Consider the following 16,971-nt stretch of genomic DNA (forward strand, 5'->3'; position numbering starts at 1 on the left):
TGTTTATTATTTTACGCCAGCGTATCGAAATAACGTTGCAAAATGATGGATGCGGCCAATGCATCGTCATCATTATTGTTGCCTAAATACGCCTGTGCCTCAAGGCTGGAGCCCCGTTCATCCACCATTTCGACCCTGACAGCAAAACGTCCGTTAAGCTGGTTGGCAAACCGCCGGCTTTGCTGCGAAGCGGGCTGTTCCTGGCCATCAAGCGTAAGTGGCAGACCAACGATGACACAATCGGGCTGCCATTCATTCATTAGTTGGGTAATTTGCTCGAAACGGGCCTGTTTGGTTGCAGGCCTGAGAATACAAAGCGGACGGGCACTTTTGGTCAGGCTATTGCCAATTGCAACGCCAATTTTTTTCAGGCCAAAATCAAAGGCCAGGAAGGTCTGTTCAGGCATGTCCGGCTTCACCGGAAAGGGAAGAGGGCTCTATGCCCAGCAAAGCCAAAGCCGCCACGTAGCGTTCTGCTGGTGCCTTATCAAAAATGACAGACATGTCTGCCTCTACATTGAGCCAGGCATTATCAGCGATTTCCTGTTCCAGTTGCCCGGCATTCCAGCCCGAATAACCCAGCGATATGAACACTTTTTCGGGGCCTTTGCCCTTGGCCACATCTTCAAGGACATCACGGGAAGTTGTCAGGGCCATGTCTCCGAGGACAACACTTGAGCGATAATTACGTACCGGACTATGCAACACAAACCCCCGGTCGGTCTGGACCGGACCACCATAAAAAACCACCCCCTTGGGCTGGTCTTCATTGATTTCAAGCTCCAGCCGTTCGAGCAGGGTTTTCACAGACAGATCAGTAGGCCGGTTTAGCAGCAAACCCAAGGCACCCTGTTCGGAATGCTCGCAAACATAAACCACCCCACCTTCAAAAAGGTTGGCGTTTTGTGAAGGCATGGCCATCAGGAACTGATTGGCCATGCTCATGAAGCCGGGGGCTGGGGACACTGACTGTTCTTCCATGATTGACTCCCTGGATTTTGCCGTTTTGACTGTTTATCAGATTTCCATCATTTCAAAATCTTCCTTGCGGGCACCACACTCGGGACAGACCCAGTTTGGCGGCACATCTTCCCATTTGGTTCCCGGTGCAATACCCTCTTCCGGCAACCCGGCTTCTTCATCATAAACCCAACCACAAATCAAACACATCCATGTGCGCATAAAGATACTTTCCAACAATAAATGAAAATAAAAGCTTAATTTTAGTTTGAAATCATTCCCGAGATTCAATTTATCGAAAATGGCTACAATCCAATAATCTCAATAGTACAGAAACAAAGCCAGATTGTGTCCAATTCCTTACCCGCAACCGTATTATTTTTCAATGTTTTTGACCCTAGCGGACGGTCCGGCCTGCCTGCCGGAGCGATTACCGCAAACCGTCTTGAATGCCACCCGCTTGCCACTATAACGGCACTGGCCGTACAAGATACCGTCGCCATCGAATCAATCCATCCGGTTGACCCGGAGGTATTAAACAATCAGGCGCGATGCCTGCTGGAAGACTGTGCCGTCCAGGCCATCAATGCCAATGGCTTTTGCTCAACGGAAACGGTCAGCATCATTGCCCAAATCGCAGCCGATTACGATACGGCACCTTTGGTGGTTTATCTTGGCAAAACTTTTTTCAACGCGCTTAACGACCCTGACCCCGAAGACATAGAAGACATCATCAATGCCGTCAAGGACTTGTTGCTACCCCAGGCTCACACGGTGGTCCTTGATCACACCTATATCAATCAGTGGGCTGGCGAGGACCACACCAACACACAAGATTTTATCCAAGACATGCTTGGGCAAGGTACCAGGCATTGCCTGTTACTGGGGCAAACCGCCAATGAGCGGCAAACCACCAATACCCTGTATAGCCAAGACAGCTCCCAATTAGTTGCCGCCACCTACCCGAACCGTCACCCTGAAGCTGGAGACATTGTGAGCGCAGCCATTTGCTGTTACCTGGCAAAAGGCCTACCCGTTTTGCAGGCCTCTGAAAAAGCAATACAATATGCTCACTCAATACTTGAACACTGCTACCCATTAGGCATGGGCAAACCTATGCCGAACCAATTTGACCATGACTGAACAACTGCGTTTCCCCCGGGGCCTGTATGGCATTACCCCTGCCTGGGATGACATCGAAAAACTATATAAAGCCATTGAGCAGGCCTGTGAAGGTGGCATGAACGTCCTTCAATGGCGCCGCAAAAACACCCCGTTTGAAATCGCCCTTAAGCAAGCCGCTAGGGTCGCTGACATCTGCAAGCAACACAATACGCTTTTCTTCATTAATGACGACTGGGAGCTGGCGCTGGCGATTAACGCAGACGGCGTTCACCTGGGCCGCGAAGACGCAGCACCGGAGTTTGTACGGCAACAAGCCGCCAGCCACAACCGACAGGCACCGTTGCTGATTGGCGTGTCCTGCTACAATCAACTGGACAAAGCCCAACAGGCCATTGCCCAAGACCTGGACTATGTTGCCTTTGGCGCACTGTTTGACTCACGGGTCAAACCTGAGGCTGAAAAAGCTTCCCTGGATCTTTTTCCGGCTGCCAGGCAATTGTTGCCAAACCGCTCACCACGGCCCGCCCTGGTTGGTATTGGCGGCATCGACATTCATAATGCCAAAAGCGTCATCCAGGCCGGTGCGGACAGCATCTCTGTTATTTCCGGCCTGTTTGAACAAGCCGACATCCGCAATACGGCCAAGGCCCTTTCCAACCTTTTTGAAAACTGAATCTCATGTCACGTAACGAAGAACTCTTTACCCGCGCCGCCAAATCAATTCCTGGCGGTGTCAACTCGCCCGTCCGTGCCTTCCGCTCGGTAGGCGGCACACCGCGATTCATCAGCAAAGCCCGTGATGCTTATATCTGGGATGCCGATGGCAAGCAATATATTGACTACCTGGGTTCATGGGGCCCTGCGATTGTGGGGCATGCCCACCCTGAAGTTGTCAAAGCCGTTCAGGACGCCGCCGTTAATGGCCTTTCTTTCGGTGCTCCCACCGAAGGCGAAACCCTGCTGGCAGAAGCCATTATCAAGCGCCTGCCTTCCATCGAACAAGTCCGTTTGGTCAGTTCCGGCACCGAAGCCACCATGAGCGCCATTCGCCTGGCCCGTGGCGCTACCGGTCGCGCCAAAATCATTAAATTTGAAGGCTGCTACCATGGTCATGCCGACAGCCTGCTGGTGAAAGCCGGTTCTGGCCTGCTCACCTTTGGCAACCCCACGTCAGCTGGCGTACCGCCCGAGTTCGTGACACACACCATTGTGCTTGACTACAACGACCTTGATGCCGTTAGTGAAGCCTTCAAACAGCATGGCGATGACATTGCCTGCATTATCGTTGAGCCCATTGCCGGCAACATGAACCTGATCAAGCCAGCTCCCGGCTTCCTGCAAGGCCTGCGTGAATTGTGCACGCAATACGGTGCCCTGCTGATTTTTGATGAAGTCATGACAGGTTTCCGTGCCGGTCCGCAAGGCGTGCAAGGCTTAAGCGGCGTCACCCCCGACCTGACCACCCTGGCCAAAGTCATTGGCGGTGGCATGCCCGTTGGCGCTTTCGGCGGCCGTGCAGATGTCATGAAACACATTGCACCATTAGGTGCGGTTTACCAGGCAGGTACGCTTTCCGGCAACCCGGTATCCGTTGCCGCCGGCCTGGCCACTTTGGACATCCTGGGTCGCCCCGGCTTTTATGAAAACCTGGCCGCGCAAACCAAAAAACTGGTTGAGGGCTTAAGCGAGCGTGCCAAGGCAGCCGGCGTCACATTCTGCGCCGATTCGGTAGGCGGCATGTTCGGCCTGTATTTCCGCGAAAGCATTCCGACCAGCTTTGCTGAAGTGTCTGACTCCAATATTGATGCTTTCAAGGTATTTTTCCATGCCATGCTGGACCAGGGCGTTCATTTGGCACCGTCTGCGTTTGAGGCGGGCTTTGTATCGGCCAAACACGATGACAGCATCATTGCGCAAACGCTGGAAGCGGCTGAAAAGGCCTTTGCCGCTATTTAATTAGTGGTGAATAGGTTTCAGGTTCTGCCCTGAAACCTCACCCACGGCTTCAAACAAAAATGACCGCATGATTTTATGCGGTCATTTTTGTGTTTCTGCACTTGCTTTTGACGATTTGCCTGACACGTTCAGCCCATATAAAGAGTCGTTAAGCCAAGCAGACTGCTTGATGGTGAGGCAAAAGGTGGCACTAAAAAACCAGGCTACAACTGAAACGATCACCCGATGAAGATGACGCTAAAGAATAAGCAACTCAATCAATCGCAATCACTTCATAATCCGGATAATATTCCATTCCAAGCACCACGGCATAGATCAACTCAGCCACGGACTTATCCCGTTCTTCATCTACCCCGATCCCAATGACTTCCGCAGAAAGATAGGTCAGGTGTTTAGCGAGGGCTTCGGGAGAGGCTCTTTTGCACACCCGCTCTATTATTCCGGCCACATAAGCAGAATATTCGTCCCTGGGGCCATTTGAGCCGGAAAGCCCAATGGGATCCCACTTATAAAACAAAATTTCGTCAACCCGGGTTCGTCGCTTATTGAGCTCATCCCTAGCCTCTTGTTGGCATGCTTGCATGGTTTCGTCTGAAACAGCCATACCCACCGAATCCAGTGGTTGGAAGCCCTGCTGTTTTCGCTTCTCATTGACCTTCTCTATATATTCCGCACTCATGGGACAAATACCGTTTTTCCGGTCTTGGGCATCCGCATAACTGTCACACATATAGTCATATAAAAACAATCCCCTTTCGGGACATAACTTATTGTCACCCAATGGCCAGAGCAGGACTATTTGTCGCAGTGCAGCGCTTTAATGTCACTGGCCAGATTGGTGAATGACATTAAAGTTCTGCTCTGAGGATGTTTGATTTATAAGGAAATTTTGAAATCCCTCTTTTCAAGTGACATTAAAGTTCTGCTCCGGGTTGTCTCCTGAAATTTTTGAAAGTTACATTAAAGTTATGGTCTGAGTTTTAAACCTGATTTTAATAAAAAATGGCCGTATAAAATAATACGGCCATTTTTGCTTCTATACGTTTATATTATTGTGCCATTAAACACGAAATCTCTAAGAGCCCAGACTAAGCATTAAATCGGGATAAAAGGGGCCTTATTTACTGCCAGGGGAAGAAAGTGGTGATTAAGGGCACATAAAATATGATCTTCCTTTCCTGGAAGGATGCTCAAATTCAACTTTTCACATATTCTGCTATCGAGCTGACACCCTATTATTGCTCCTCATTCCCCTCAAACAATCTAAAACCAGTTCAAATCTGCCCGTAGTAGTCCATCTACGAAATGCGGCAGTTAAATCAGTAATTGAAAAATCGCCTCTTGCCACCTTTTTCCAAGACACGTCTGAAGCCAATTTATTTAAGACAACATTCAACAACTCCCTCTGAGGGAGACGTAGTCTACCATTTTTTTCTCTTTTCAATAAAGGCTCAACAACCGCCCATTCATCATCACTTACGGCAGACTGCCCATCTAAATGCAAAGGAATAGTGATATTACGTATGGAAGCAGTTGCTTTCTGAGCTGGGTCTGCCATTGCATGGAAAATAATTTCTTCATTTTTACAAGCAATGCTATCTTCAGCACTTATGCTCACGGAAATTAAAGTTGCTTTAGAAACATAGAACTTATCCCCCGCCTTTTGACCATGAAAAATGATGCGCACTTGCCCTTTTGGAAGTAGCAATCCCAATTTATTTCTCAGGGCATTTTTGTATACCGATTGAGCCATTCCATTTGCCGATTTTGAGATTTGTAACCAATACAACAATTTGGTTTTATTAGGTCCACAATGCCAGTGCTTGCCATGTTGCCTGAGATTATTGTCATCAACCACAACGGTAGGCGGCGACTCTGCATAGTTCACAAAAGAAAGCAAATCAACGCCAACTGGGGTGAATACGGCAGGCAGAACAAATTTGTGGGGCTTAAAAAAGGCTCGCATTAAAACCAGCACCGGTACATAACCAGTTAATCCATTCTCTGTGTTGAAGGTAAAAACCTCATGGCGATTATTGGCCCCCTCTGGTAATTTAATGCCCATCCCATCCTGGTAGTAGTGGGCGGCACACAGCATTAAAGAAGAAAGCTCCCCCTCAAATACCAAACGAGTCATCTTCTTTGCGGCAGGGACGCCTTCTTTTACCAAAGCATCAAGCCCTACATAACTTAACTGTTTCTGCTCATCAATTATTTCAATTGTATGCGGATCATCCGCTGACGTGCCCAAGGCCCAAGTAAAACCCATACAGCTCTCCATGATGGTAATAGAGTTGTATAGGAAAATTTGGGGTGAGTTGAGCCGTTTTTTTTGGAAAGAGTAGATTAGCTTGAGCACATTAAATTCAAAAGCTTTTCAGCCCCCGCGAAAGCTTAAAAGAAAACTAATTTTTAAGTATTAAGGACCTCTACTCATTTAAATCTTCACCAGATCCAAAAAAAAACACCATATATAGTCATTGACATTAAAAAAATAACCATATATAGTGTAAAAAATAAATGCCCTGTTTGTATAAACAGTAAAATCGAATAGGATAAAAAAGAAAGAAATGGACAACCATCAATCTTCTCTAGACTCGGCCCCACAAGTAGTAGAACTATGCCTTATCCAAAGTGATGGACTTGATGATGTGAGTTTTTCAGGGAGACTCCGTGAAACGTGGCCAGGACAAGAACAAGTCCTTATTGTGGCAAACAGCTTTACTGCTCGGGCCCTGATTCAAGGAAATCAAGCTTCTGAGTGGCGTGACATTGGACATGGTGATTTTGGAGAAGAAACGAAAACAGCTGTTAAACCTCTTCTCAGAGAAAAACGACTATTGTGGTCAATCGGATCCACTCTTCCAACAGAGGCACAGGTCATTTTATGTGACGAGTTTTCTACCCCCACTCTTAAGACTATAACCGATTGGCAAAAAAATGCTCAAAAGCTTACTACATCAAAGTTAAAGGGGAGACAAGCCGAAGCATCCTCCGCTACTCGGCAAATAGTTGCAGCTCAAGCTGCATGGCGGTGCCAGTTTCCAGGATGCGGAGTTGACCTGCGAACACACGCATCTACTGGCCGACAAGGAAATTTCAGTTATTTTGCTCATATCGTTGCATCATCACCTGATGGTCCCCGAGGTTCTTTAGAAGAGTCAGCACGCCTTGCTGATGACCCTAGTAATTTCCTGCTCTTATGCGATTCTTGTCATCGACTCATTGACCGTGTCAATCCAACCGAATACCCCACCAAAAAATTACGCGCTATCCGTGATGCCAGTATCGCCGAGGTTTCTCGTTTACTAGACACGCTGCAATACCGGGAGGTGAAGCCATACGCAATACTAGGCAATCTTGGAAATCAAGTGGCATACCTATCGTCAAGGGAGGCGCAAGAAGCTCTTTGGAATAGCAAACTACGTAGTACGAAGGATGAACCAGAAACGCTGTTTCAGCCAGGATCCCACCTCTACAAGGATCAAACCGATATCTATTGGGGCTCGCTTTTTGAGAAGTTACGTCAAGAAATCCCTTTCATACAGCGCTACCTAAATGGAGCAAGCCGTAACGGTGCAGGCAGGGATGAAATTGCTGTTTTTCCTCTGCACCTGACATCCATTTTGATTCTGGCCGGACATATCTTTGGCGATAACGGGGGCATCCACCTCTTCCAACCGCATCGCGATAAGGTCGGCGAGGACTTGGTTACCCGATGGGCATGGCCAACATCGGCACCGATTCCAACACCAGAAAAGTACAAATTGCAAGAACTCAAAAGCGCCCCTGCTGATAGCGAAGAAGCATGCCTTCTGATCTCACTAACCTTCGTAATTGACCCTAATAGGCTACCAGAGCATTGTCACAAGAAAGGTGAGTGGCTCTTACCTACCATGGAAGTATTTGTGGACAAACCCAACCAAAATATCATCTCGCACCCTGAGGACCTACAGCATTTCGGCAAAAAAATTAACGACGCATTACAAATTCTCCAAGATAAATTTAAGGCCAAAAAAATTCATCTTTTCGTTGGAGCTCCCGCAACTGCATCTTTTGTCATTGGCCAAAAAATGCAAGCAAGACACCATGCTCCTTTCATATGCCATGAAGCCACTGGGGGTCCTCAAGCACCATTCCTTCCCTCCATAGAAATCACCTCTTCTCAAGTTACGGCACTTACGCCAACGAGAATCACCTGCTCCCTTCAACCATAAGGAGTTACCTCCAATGATACAAAACCCATCAAAGTTATCAGAACGGATTATCCAGAGTCTGACGGCACACAACTCCACCCAATCATGGGAGGAGTTAATAGGCCGACTCCTAGGTCGATTGGAACTACCGAAAGACGTACGTGCTGACGCTGAAGCCGCTTACGAGCGTCTCGGCCACCAGATTGCCACCAAACTTCAACTTGAGTACACTGACGTTCAGGTATATTCACAAGGGTCCATGCGAACTCTGACTACTATTCGCCCCCGGAGTAATGAAAAATTTGACCTTGACATCGTAGTTGAGCTACCTGATTATCTCTACAAACAAAACCCAGACCCTGAAGTCATGTTCAAGGATTTTGGACAGGCGCTCAAAGGCAACGAATCCGTGACAGGCTCACCTGAGGAAAAACGTCGCTGCTGGCGCCTAAGGTATCCCGGAAAGTCTTTTTACTTTGATGTTACACCAGCGATTCCTGACCCTTTTAGAGTTACAGGGGCGTCACTTCGAGTCAGGGACCCTGATACGCGCTGGTCTCCGACCAACCCAAAAGACTATGCTGAATGGTTCTGTGAACATGCAAATAAGCGTTTCACGTTCCAACGCCTAGCCATTGACGAAATATATAAGGCTGAAGCCCACATAGAGCCTTTACCGAATGAAACAATCGGCCTTGATGATATTTTGCGAAGAGCCATACAGCTTATGAAGCTACACCGCACTAACATTTACTGGAATGCGGACGAGAGACACAAAGAAGTACAACCGATTTCCATCATTATTGTTACCCTTGCCACACGGGCATTTGAGCACCTTTACAATACTCGCCATAATAGTTTCACATCTGCTATTGAGGTCGTCTTGGCCGTTGTAGAAGATATGCCTAACTACATTGTTAAGCGCGATGAAAAATATATCATTGCTAATCCCACGCTACCTACAGAGAACTTCGCAGACAGGTGGAATAGCGATGAAGGCCTTCGTTCCCGAGAATTCAAACAATGGCACAAGCGGCTTGAGGAAGACCTTGAGGCTCTACTGCTCGGTGAGGTTAAATCAGCCGATGAGGATCGAATCAGAAGCGTCTTCGGTAACGATGGTGTAGAAGCATGGAAGGAACGAATTAAGGCTGAAAAAGAAGAAGTCCCGCGAGGTATTCTGAGAGGTCTGCTTGCAGTCGACTCAACCCTAAATCTGAACACTGTAGTGCCCTCTGGATCAAAAGGAACCCTCGGTTGATCTCAAAAGACGCTCTCACTCCTTTCCAAACAGCTATTCAGTCGGTCCATACATGGTTTGAGACTCACGCGGCTGGGCTTGTCCGAAAGCATAGTCATAAACAAAACACGTGGGTACTTTGCTCCTCCTACCCACCATTGGGAAATACCGAGGTACAGTTGCGGCTTCCTCCTAATTTTCCAGCCAAGCCTCCTAGAATTCATGTAAGCAAGGATTTTTTTCTAAAGCTTCCTCACGTCGAGCACGACGGAAGCATCTGCCTACCAGATACTTCTAGTCCAAATGATTATACTGACCCTAAATTAGCCGTTTGCCGAATTATACAAAGCTTTGAAGAACAATGGATTCCGATATGCTCAGATCCTCAACGTGTGCAAGAGGAATTTCAAAAGGAATGTCTTTCCTATTGGAATAATTATTGCGCTACATACAAAAAACCCGCAAGCAAATTACGCTCAACAACCTGGACATACCTTGACCTCAAACCAATCACCAATTACGTGGAAGGAGAGGTGATCGCTTATGTTAAGAAACAACCAGATAGCAGCACCCCGATTACCCGGCAAATCGTCACTTTAAAAAATGGTGATCCTGCATCCATCGCAAACCGCCATGGATGGAACAGAGGAACCCTAATCCAAGGAAAGGCACTATTCGTACCGCTCCCAAAAAATACTCCTTGGACTCCTCAAGTCTGGCCGCAAGATTTCATAGATCTCAAACGCCTCATTTCTCAGCTAACCTCAAACGCAATAGACTTAAGTTCCTGGTTACAGAAGACATCTCCTAGCAAAAAAAATAAAAGAGGCTCTCGTGCCTCGTTCCACCACAGTGCACCTCCTTTTATTATCGTTTTAATACGAGACTCTGTGCCCTTTTGCTACCAAATCACACCTGATCCACTGCAACACCTTATATCAAAGGGTAGTGGTTTTTCGGTAGCTCCTGTGGAATCAACACGGATAGATCCCTCTTGGTGCCTTACACGGGACCATGCGGCTGAACCGTTCCAAAAAAGACAGCAGAAGAAGGTGCTTGTCATTGGCTGCGGATCCCTCGGAAGTCCTATCGTAGAGTTGCTTGCCCGTGCTGGTGTCGGGAACCTCGACATTGTTGACAATGAAAGCTTTGATAGTCCCAATGTCAGTCGACATGTTCTTGGCTTCGCTGCACTTGAGCAATCCAAAGCTGAAGCACTGGCTGCCAGACTTCGTCAAAATATACCGGGAGTTCAAGCCACTGGATACCAAGCAAATGTTGCTGATTGGTTAGCACAGATAGAGAATCATAAAAAATACGACTTGATTGTAGAATGCAGCGGAGAGAGTAACGTGAGGACAATACTTTCTCAATGGCGACCACTCGCCTTCAGCGATACCCCCGTCCTGCACGCATGGCTTGAGCCATTCTGTTCAGCTGCGCATGTAGTACTAACCTTTGCTGATAATCCTTGGCCAGCATCAGACCCTGCAGATGAAAAAATTAATGCCGCAGATTTTTCCAGTTTTAACATCAAGGTAGAGTTACCTGCTTGTGGAGTCGGTTTTCATCCCTATGGGGCAGCTGATGTCAATCAAGCCGCTGCATTCGCTACAGAACGAATCCTAGCGACTCTCGACGACCAATGCACCCAAGCGACAATATGGAGTTGGGTGAGAACTAAAGCCTTCTACGACAATCTCCCGGTTAAAGGGCAAATTCCTTTGCGTAAAATTGTCCCTTTGAATGGTTCCCGCTATGATTCTATTATGCAAACCAGAGACTACAGCTCAATAATGGCTACATCATGATTGAAAATTCACTCCAATATCAAATTGCTCGTGCTCAATGGAAACTAGAGGTCCCTGAACATGTCACCCAATTTCTCGCCCAGCACGTTCAAATATCACGAAAAGGAACGGAGTCCGTGGGCCAGTTGTACTCGAGAAATCTTACGTCCGACACTATAATTGTTGATAAAGCCACACTATTAAAGCCGGCAAGGACTCAACGGACAAGAGTTCAATTTCCCCCCGGTTCAGCGATGGCTGAACGCAAGAATATGTTCACCAAAGGTCTGCATTGCATTGGGTTGTGGCATTCGCATCCAGAACCAATACCAACTCCTTCTCACGAGGACTTAGAGCTCGCATCTGACTATGCGCATGCAGCAAAAAGGCAATTGAGCGGTATCATATTTGCCATTTTGGGGACAGCTCCTTTTCCAACGGGCCTAGCAATCTGGATACACGATGGCCTCATATTACATGAGGCCAATCCATTGAATTTGCTAAGTAGAAATAACATTAATCTGAAAAGCAACAAGGCTGATTAGATATAACCGTATGCGACCAGTAACATTATATTTTCAACTACACCGGCCAACCAACTACTTTATTTTGCTTATTTCCCTCCTAGCCGTAAGGCTTCTCTCCTCAACATCAATCCTTAACTGACACATTTTTGTTTTTAAAAAAACAATCATTAAAATGTGCTTAAGAGGAGAAAAACTTTTTTTAGATGACAGAAGCATCTTTGTTGGCCATTTATGAAGTTGATTCAGTGGAAAAAACAAACCAAGAGTTTGAAGATAATCCTCGCCATAAAAACTCTGTAAATCAACAGAGATCACACGCCTGCTCATAGCAGGGTTTTTGAAGCAATAGGCAGACGTAATCACAAAATAGCTATAGTGCTCAGGCCATTTTTTAATTAACAATTCATTATTCAAAACGGATACTGAAGTACTGGCAATACTTTGTAGTATTTGAGCTGATAGCCCAAAACCACTCACCAAGCAACCCGAGGCTTTGTCAGGGGGTGGGAGTGACCCTTTTTCATAGATACTCACTTCACTTTTATAAAGCAGAGTGCCATGAATATCACAAACCAACACCCCTGGAAGTTGATGAGCTCTACGCCAATACGCAACACCATAACGCTGCAAATTTTCGATATTACACATAGGACAAAAATGCAGCCAAGTCATTGTTTTAATTGTTTTCTTGACAATAGAAAATGCATGCATCGGTTTATTATATGGTTTCAGAAAATCACGCAGTATTTGGTCTTTCTCGATATCGTTCAAAAAAGTTACGGTAAAGGGTAAAAGCGTGTGATATTGAATTAACTCTTCAAGATCCATTCCAAAAGCTTTTGCCAGTGCCTTATCTTGCGTAATGCCTACTGAGGGAGTAAGGCCATAAGTGCTACTCAGCACTTTCATTAACCGCTTATAAGACAAGCCTAACTGCCAGGCCGAGCGGTGAAGAGCACTCCCTACTAACTCATCGCAAAATGGGCGAGATAAATTAAACATCGATTGGAATAATATCCTCAAGCATTGGCGCCATATCTAGGATTCGTAGCTGCTCCATAATTGTAGTACCCGCTGCCGAAGCATGCGCGATAGCCCGCCGATAATCCAAGGGACGTTCATCGAATAAATCTGCTTGTATAGGCTCTATTTTTTTATCGCGTGTCTTACGTATCGGTTTAGGCATAGTCATTTCAGCAACTGCTTCTTTTACACCTTTGGCTAAACTAGCATCAGGATTATTTTGAGCAATTTCTTCAGCAACTTTATGTGATTCTTCAGGATCAAAGCCCATTGCTGTTAAGCCCGTCACCAGTCTTGGCGTAAACGTGCTGTCACTGGCTTTTACGGAAAATAAAGGGGAGGATTGAAGATTGAGTTTTCTATTCGCGTTTTCCAAATGATGCTGAAGGTTGAGCGGTGCAATATCATCAAACCGGCATAAAGCCTCCAAATTATTACTTCTAAGCGCTTCCACCATGGGATGCATCAATTTAAACTGATCCTTAAAAATCTCTACGATGAGATCAGGCACCAGCTTTTCGGTACCATCCAGAATCACCCGAGCCTGGGCAGCGCTAAACAACTTAATCGCCAAGTCAATAATTCCTTGCGAGCATTCATACATATAATGACTAAAAGTAGGATCCAGAGGAACCGGCTTTTTAACCCATTGGTATTGCCATAAAATACTCAGAAAATCATCCCATTCGCTGGGCTCACCAGCTGTGCCGGGATACAACCGATCCCAAGGAGCAAGCCCATGGCCACTAGCTCTGCGAGATTGACGAAAATCCATGCTTAGCACCTTAGCGGCTTTATTAGTGCCGATGAAAAGAATCGGTACTTTCAAGTCATTGCAAGCGGATACTAATTCAGTCATAACCGTTTGCCCGCCTTTTCGGGCGTTATCAAGATTTTGCACCTCATCACAAATCAGTAAGCCAACTAGATGCAGATTCATTACACGTGCCACACTTCGCATCAATGTATCTGCCCCTGGCTTACCCCTCGCGGCATAGTGCTGATAATAATTGGCGTCGGGAATCAGTTCATCAATTTTCTGTAAAATTCCATGCGCCAATCCCTTTATTGATGAGCCATCGCTGGGCATCTCGACATGCAAGTAAGGAATTTGGTATAAATTGAAATCCGGGTGGTAAATGACTTTAGGAATATGGGCGCACCAACGATTTACTGTCGTCGTCTTACCCATCCCGGAAATTCCGATTAAGGAAGTTGAAATCTGCGGTGTACGGGTATTGGCCGTTTGTGCAAAACTTTTCCCCATAGCTTGATTCTTATAAATTGATTGAAAAACTGCCGCATGACCAGCGGTTTTCGGTGCACGACCCACATATCCGGTCCGCATCATCGCATCCAGCGCCTGACCTAGCTCCAGATGATTCTGCATCGGAACCATGAAATTCTGTAAGCTCTCAAGCATCATAATGCGGTCAGAACTAGGCCATTCTCTCTGCTCTGGATCAAAATCAGGCTTCAATGTCAGTGCATCTAGTAAATCCGCCTCACTCATACTGGGTGGAAGCGCCTCAATAAGCGGATTTTGCTTGAATTGGGGAATACGTTGCTCGGTATAACTGGCAATAACAGAATGTGGTAGTAAATTCATATTTCTTCTTTATTAATTATTGATTGTTCATACGCTCTTTGGCTGCCTTAACCATATCACTCATAGAAGGCGCCGAATTATTTGACCGCTGATTTCCTTGAGCAACTTTCAAGTGGTTGCCCCCTGGATCGAAAGTATCCTGTTGCCGTTTTTCAAACTCATTTTTACCACCGTCAATTTTTGCCATATGCTGACGCTCCTGCTTACGCTCTTCTTCCCTGACCGGTTTGATATCCGCTCGACGGGCAGTGCGTGAGACTTTAAGGTTCTGATTTTTAAGTTTTGCTTTGGCCTTGTTAATGATAGGCTGAGTGGTATTTTTCAGATGAATACTATTTTCCAGGCCGCTGTGCTCAGCTTGATATCGAACCTCCGCCTGCAGACTTTCATAATAGGCAACTTCTTCAAAACTAAACCCAGCATACTTTCTGCTTCGGTCTGTTAGCGTGGCGACAATTGGCTCTGACTTTCCATCCAACGGGTGGATGTAAACAGAGTCAACCAATCGAGGATCGTACGAAACCGTTACGGCAAATCGTTTTACACGGGCTCTTTCAAACCACTTCTCAGCAATAGCTTGCGAGCAACTATAATAGCAACCATCAAACTCAATACCTTGGGCGGTCACATAAGCCTTTTTCTTCCTCAACAATGCAAAGCGGACCGTATGTTCTGCAAACCGGCTCAGCACCCCTGCCCGTGAAACAATGCCGTGATTCCAGAGCGAGATGGGAGAAGGACTTACGCCATCATTCAACTCTTTGATGTCAAGCGGATAAGAACCCATTACCCTGCGGTTATGCGCAATAATCACATTTAGCATCAAATGACCGAAATCTTTAACAGTCAAACAAGCATCTTTTTCATAATGCTTGCCACGACGACGAGTTGCATTGGAGGGTGGGTCGTATGCTGGCGCAATCGGGCGAATAGCATTGTGCGCTTGGCGGAATCCTGCTTCAACAACCGGTTTCCAATCCGGACGCCTACCTGGTAAGTTGGTAACAGCCACCTGCAACCCCTCGACAATATTAGTACTTGCGTGGGAAATCATGTCTCCTCGATCAGCTAAAAATTCCATAGGAAATACTTGATGAGCAGGCCAGTCCTGAGGATCGTATTTCACGCCATAACGGGCACAAAGAGCTTGCTTATCCTCTGCAATGCTTAATATGGCTTGCAAAGCACCATTCCAACTCGCGTTTTCAAGCCCAAAATAAAATCCACTAATCAATCGCGACTTTCGATCAATAATGTAATAAAGCGTTGGCTTACCAATGATTTTTGTTGGATCAGTGCTGGAGACCAGATAAATATCAGCGATGGTGGCATCAATCTCGTAATAGTGTCCCACGCCTAGACAGTCCGCCATAATAGTGCCCAATTTTTTTCGATGCAGGAGCTCGTAATCCGAATCGCCCTCACGTTTCCTCTGTCGATCTTCGATATTGTAGTGCTCATACAAAAAGCGCCTGAATTGCCTCAAAGAGGGACGCTCTCCGAGAGGACAAACATGGAACTCACCGTTTCCATCCACAAACCGGTAATACCGGTTTACTACTGAAGCATAGGCGTCAACGACAGAAATTTGTTGATTAGTCAGATACTCTTTTTTAATCACTTGGTGGAAATGATGGCAATCCTGCTCAGACACTTGAAAAATAGTTCGCTGCTGCTTTGGTTTCCTACCCCTACCAACCGTCGCGTATATCTGTTTTTCTTCTCCCTCCACTTCTTTTCCTACCGGTTTAGGACGGCCGGATAAATGGTAATCAGGTAACAAAGCCAATTTTGTCTGCCCTCGTTGCCAATAGCGACGAAGGTCTTTATAAAGCGAATTAATAGAGCATTTATATTCTTTTGCATGCTCTTGAAGACATGCTTTTCTGGAAGAAGGATCAAATAAAGAAAAACCGTATCGATCTAATAATTTTTGTAGCCGCTCCCACAATTTTTCGCATTTTCTCAAACTTGCATCACTAGGATTAAAGGGTGTTGTGGTTGATGGCGTAATTAGCTTGTAGTCTTGAATTTGCGAGTGATACCACTTTTCTGGCCAAGCCAGCTTATCGTCAAGATTAATCACCCACGCGATCCCCGCTTCATTGATATGAAGCAGGCGCATTTGACTGCCATTACACAAAAATATATCGTTCTTAAACAGCATCACGACCTCCCACAACACGTAGCTGTTTAGAAGTCATAATGAAATTATTCAAGGGCTCCTGCGATATATCAGGAGAGGATAAATCAGGGATCAGATCCCGGTTTTGCATGAGCATACGCGCAATACGAATCCCAGTGCCATGCTCCAATCCATAACGGCTATCAAAAGCAGCACAATAACTAGCTAATAACTCTTTTTGATTGCATTGCCCTCCCAACAATTCATTACCCATGCGTCGCTGGAAATCATTGTAAAAATTTGGGTAAGGCTCGAGCTCTTTTGGTTTTAGCTCAGCATCCCGAATCCACTGAATATTAGCAATTTTAGTTTTGGGTAACTGCGAGTGATAAATCAAATGATGTGGACAATTGATTTCTT

At 46.2% G+C, this 16,971-nt stretch carries 16 protein-coding genes; 7 read left to right on the forward strand and 9 right to left on the reverse strand.

All coding sequences use genetic code 11. The features are described from left to right. Positions 1 to 11 precede the first annotated feature (11 nt). Genes ruvX through ACM5Q9_RS12190 form a run of 3 tightly spaced genes read right to left on the reverse strand, consistent with a single transcriptional unit; the run spans position 12 to position 1,182 of the window. Complete coding sequence (ruvX, locus tag ACM5Q9_RS12180; protein WP_418145013.1) at positions 12 to 407, reverse strand: Holliday junction resolvase RuvX; 396 nt, start codon at positions 405 to 407, stop codon at positions 12 to 14. Further along, positions 400 to 981: a YqgE/AlgH family protein gene (locus ACM5Q9_RS12185; protein WP_418145014.1), complete on the reverse strand. Its 582-nt coding sequence runs from the start codon at positions 979 to 981 to the stop codon at positions 400 to 402. Before ACM5Q9_RS12185 ends, ruvX begins: the two co-directional genes overlap by 8 nt. 36 nt (positions 982 to 1,017) lie before the next feature. Then, entirely contained in the window at positions 1,018 to 1,182 is a 165-nt protein-coding gene (locus tag ACM5Q9_RS12190) for a rubredoxin (protein WP_169293587.1), read from the reverse strand. Positions 1,183 to 1,308: 126 nt separating this feature from the next. Here ACM5Q9_RS12190 and thiD point away from each other — a divergent pair, with 126 nt between their 5' ends. From thiD to hemL, 3 genes are read left to right on the forward strand one after another with little or no spacing between them, the layout of a single operon-like run. Then, the gene (gene thiD, locus ACM5Q9_RS12195; protein ID WP_418145015.1) at positions 1,309 to 2,103 is read left to right on the forward strand and encodes a bifunctional hydroxymethylpyrimidine kinase/phosphomethylpyrimidine kinase; all 795 of its coding nucleotides are present in this window, start codon (positions 1,309 to 1,311) and stop codon (positions 2,101 to 2,103) included. After that, positions 2,096 to 2,758, forward strand: a complete 663-nt coding sequence (gene thiE / locus ACM5Q9_RS12200; protein WP_418145016.1) for a thiamine phosphate synthase — start codon at positions 2,096 to 2,098, stop codon at positions 2,756 to 2,758. The genes thiD and thiE overlap by 8 nt, the downstream gene beginning before the upstream one ends. Positions 2,759 to 2,763: 5 nt before the next feature. After that, on the forward strand, positions 2,764 to 4,041 hold the full coding sequence (gene hemL, locus ACM5Q9_RS12205) for a glutamate-1-semialdehyde 2,1-aminomutase (RefSeq protein ID WP_418145017.1): 1,278 nt from the start codon (positions 2,764 to 2,766) through the stop codon (positions 4,039 to 4,041). A 253-nt stretch (positions 4,042 to 4,294) separates the two neighbouring features. Here the strand turns inward: hemL and ACM5Q9_RS12210 are convergent, their stop codons facing one another. Continuing rightward, entirely contained in the window at positions 4,295 to 4,771 is a 477-nt protein-coding gene (locus ACM5Q9_RS12210) for a hypothetical protein (RefSeq protein WP_418145018.1), read from the reverse strand. Between the two features lie 486 nt (positions 4,772 to 5,257). Then, the gene (locus ACM5Q9_RS12215; protein ID WP_418145019.1) at positions 5,258 to 6,310 is read right to left on the reverse strand and encodes a transposase; all 1,053 of its coding nucleotides are present in this window, start codon (positions 6,308 to 6,310) and stop codon (positions 5,258 to 5,260) included. Positions 6,311 to 6,611: 301 nt separating this feature from the next. Here ACM5Q9_RS12215 and ACM5Q9_RS12220 point away from each other — a divergent pair, with 301 nt between their 5' ends. Genes ACM5Q9_RS12220 through ACM5Q9_RS12235 form a run of 4 tightly spaced genes read left to right on the forward strand, consistent with a single transcriptional unit; the run spans position 6,612 to position 11,812 of the window. Further along, positions 6,612 to 8,258, forward strand: coding sequence for an SAVED domain-containing protein (locus ACM5Q9_RS12220; protein ID WP_418145020.1), 1,647 nt, complete (start codon positions 6,612 to 6,614; stop codon positions 8,256 to 8,258). A 13-nt stretch (positions 8,259 to 8,271) separates the two neighbouring features. Beyond that, on the forward strand, positions 8,272 to 9,498 hold the full coding sequence (locus ACM5Q9_RS12225) for a nucleotidyltransferase (RefSeq protein WP_418145021.1): 1,227 nt from the start codon (positions 8,272 to 8,274) through the stop codon (positions 9,496 to 9,498). Then, entirely contained in the window at positions 9,495 to 11,288 is a 1,794-nt protein-coding gene (locus tag ACM5Q9_RS12230; protein ID WP_418145022.1) for a ThiF family adenylyltransferase, read from the forward strand. The genes ACM5Q9_RS12225 and ACM5Q9_RS12230 overlap by 4 nt, the downstream gene beginning before the upstream one ends. Then, entirely contained in the window at positions 11,285 to 11,812 is a 528-nt protein-coding gene (locus tag ACM5Q9_RS12235) for a Mov34/MPN/PAD-1 family protein (RefSeq protein WP_418145023.1), read from the forward strand. Before ACM5Q9_RS12230 ends, ACM5Q9_RS12235 begins: the two co-directional genes overlap by 4 nt. A 54-nt stretch (positions 11,813 to 11,866) precedes the next feature. On the opposite strand, the gene ACM5Q9_RS12240 is transcribed toward ACM5Q9_RS12235, so the two are convergent. The 4 genes from ACM5Q9_RS12240 to ACM5Q9_RS12255 all read right to left on the reverse strand — a co-directional run. After that, a complete protein-coding gene (locus tag ACM5Q9_RS12240) occupies positions 11,867 to 12,796 on the reverse strand; it encodes a TnsD family Tn7-like transposition protein (RefSeq protein ID WP_418145024.1) in 930 nt (309 codons plus the stop codon). Beyond that, positions 12,789 to 14,426, reverse strand: coding sequence for a TniB family NTP-binding protein (locus ACM5Q9_RS12245; protein WP_418145025.1), 1,638 nt, complete (start codon positions 14,424 to 14,426; stop codon positions 12,789 to 12,791). The genes ACM5Q9_RS12240 and ACM5Q9_RS12245 overlap by 8 nt, the downstream gene beginning before the upstream one ends. Before the next feature lie 16 nt (positions 14,427 to 14,442). Further along, the gene (locus ACM5Q9_RS12250; RefSeq protein ID WP_418145026.1) at positions 14,443 to 16,593 is read right to left on the reverse strand and encodes a Mu transposase C-terminal domain-containing protein; all 2,151 of its coding nucleotides are present in this window, start codon (positions 16,591 to 16,593) and stop codon (positions 14,443 to 14,445) included. Next, on the reverse strand, positions 16,583 to 16,971 hold a 389-nt coding region (locus ACM5Q9_RS12255), incomplete at its 5' end, for a TnsA endonuclease C-terminal domain-containing protein (RefSeq protein ID WP_418145027.1). The genes ACM5Q9_RS12255 and ACM5Q9_RS12250, both read right to left, overlap by 11 nt.

The sequence above is a fragment of the Advenella sp. RU8 genome, assembly GCF_048381675.1.
GTDB lineage: Bacteria > Pseudomonadota > Gammaproteobacteria > Burkholderiales > Burkholderiaceae_B > Advenella.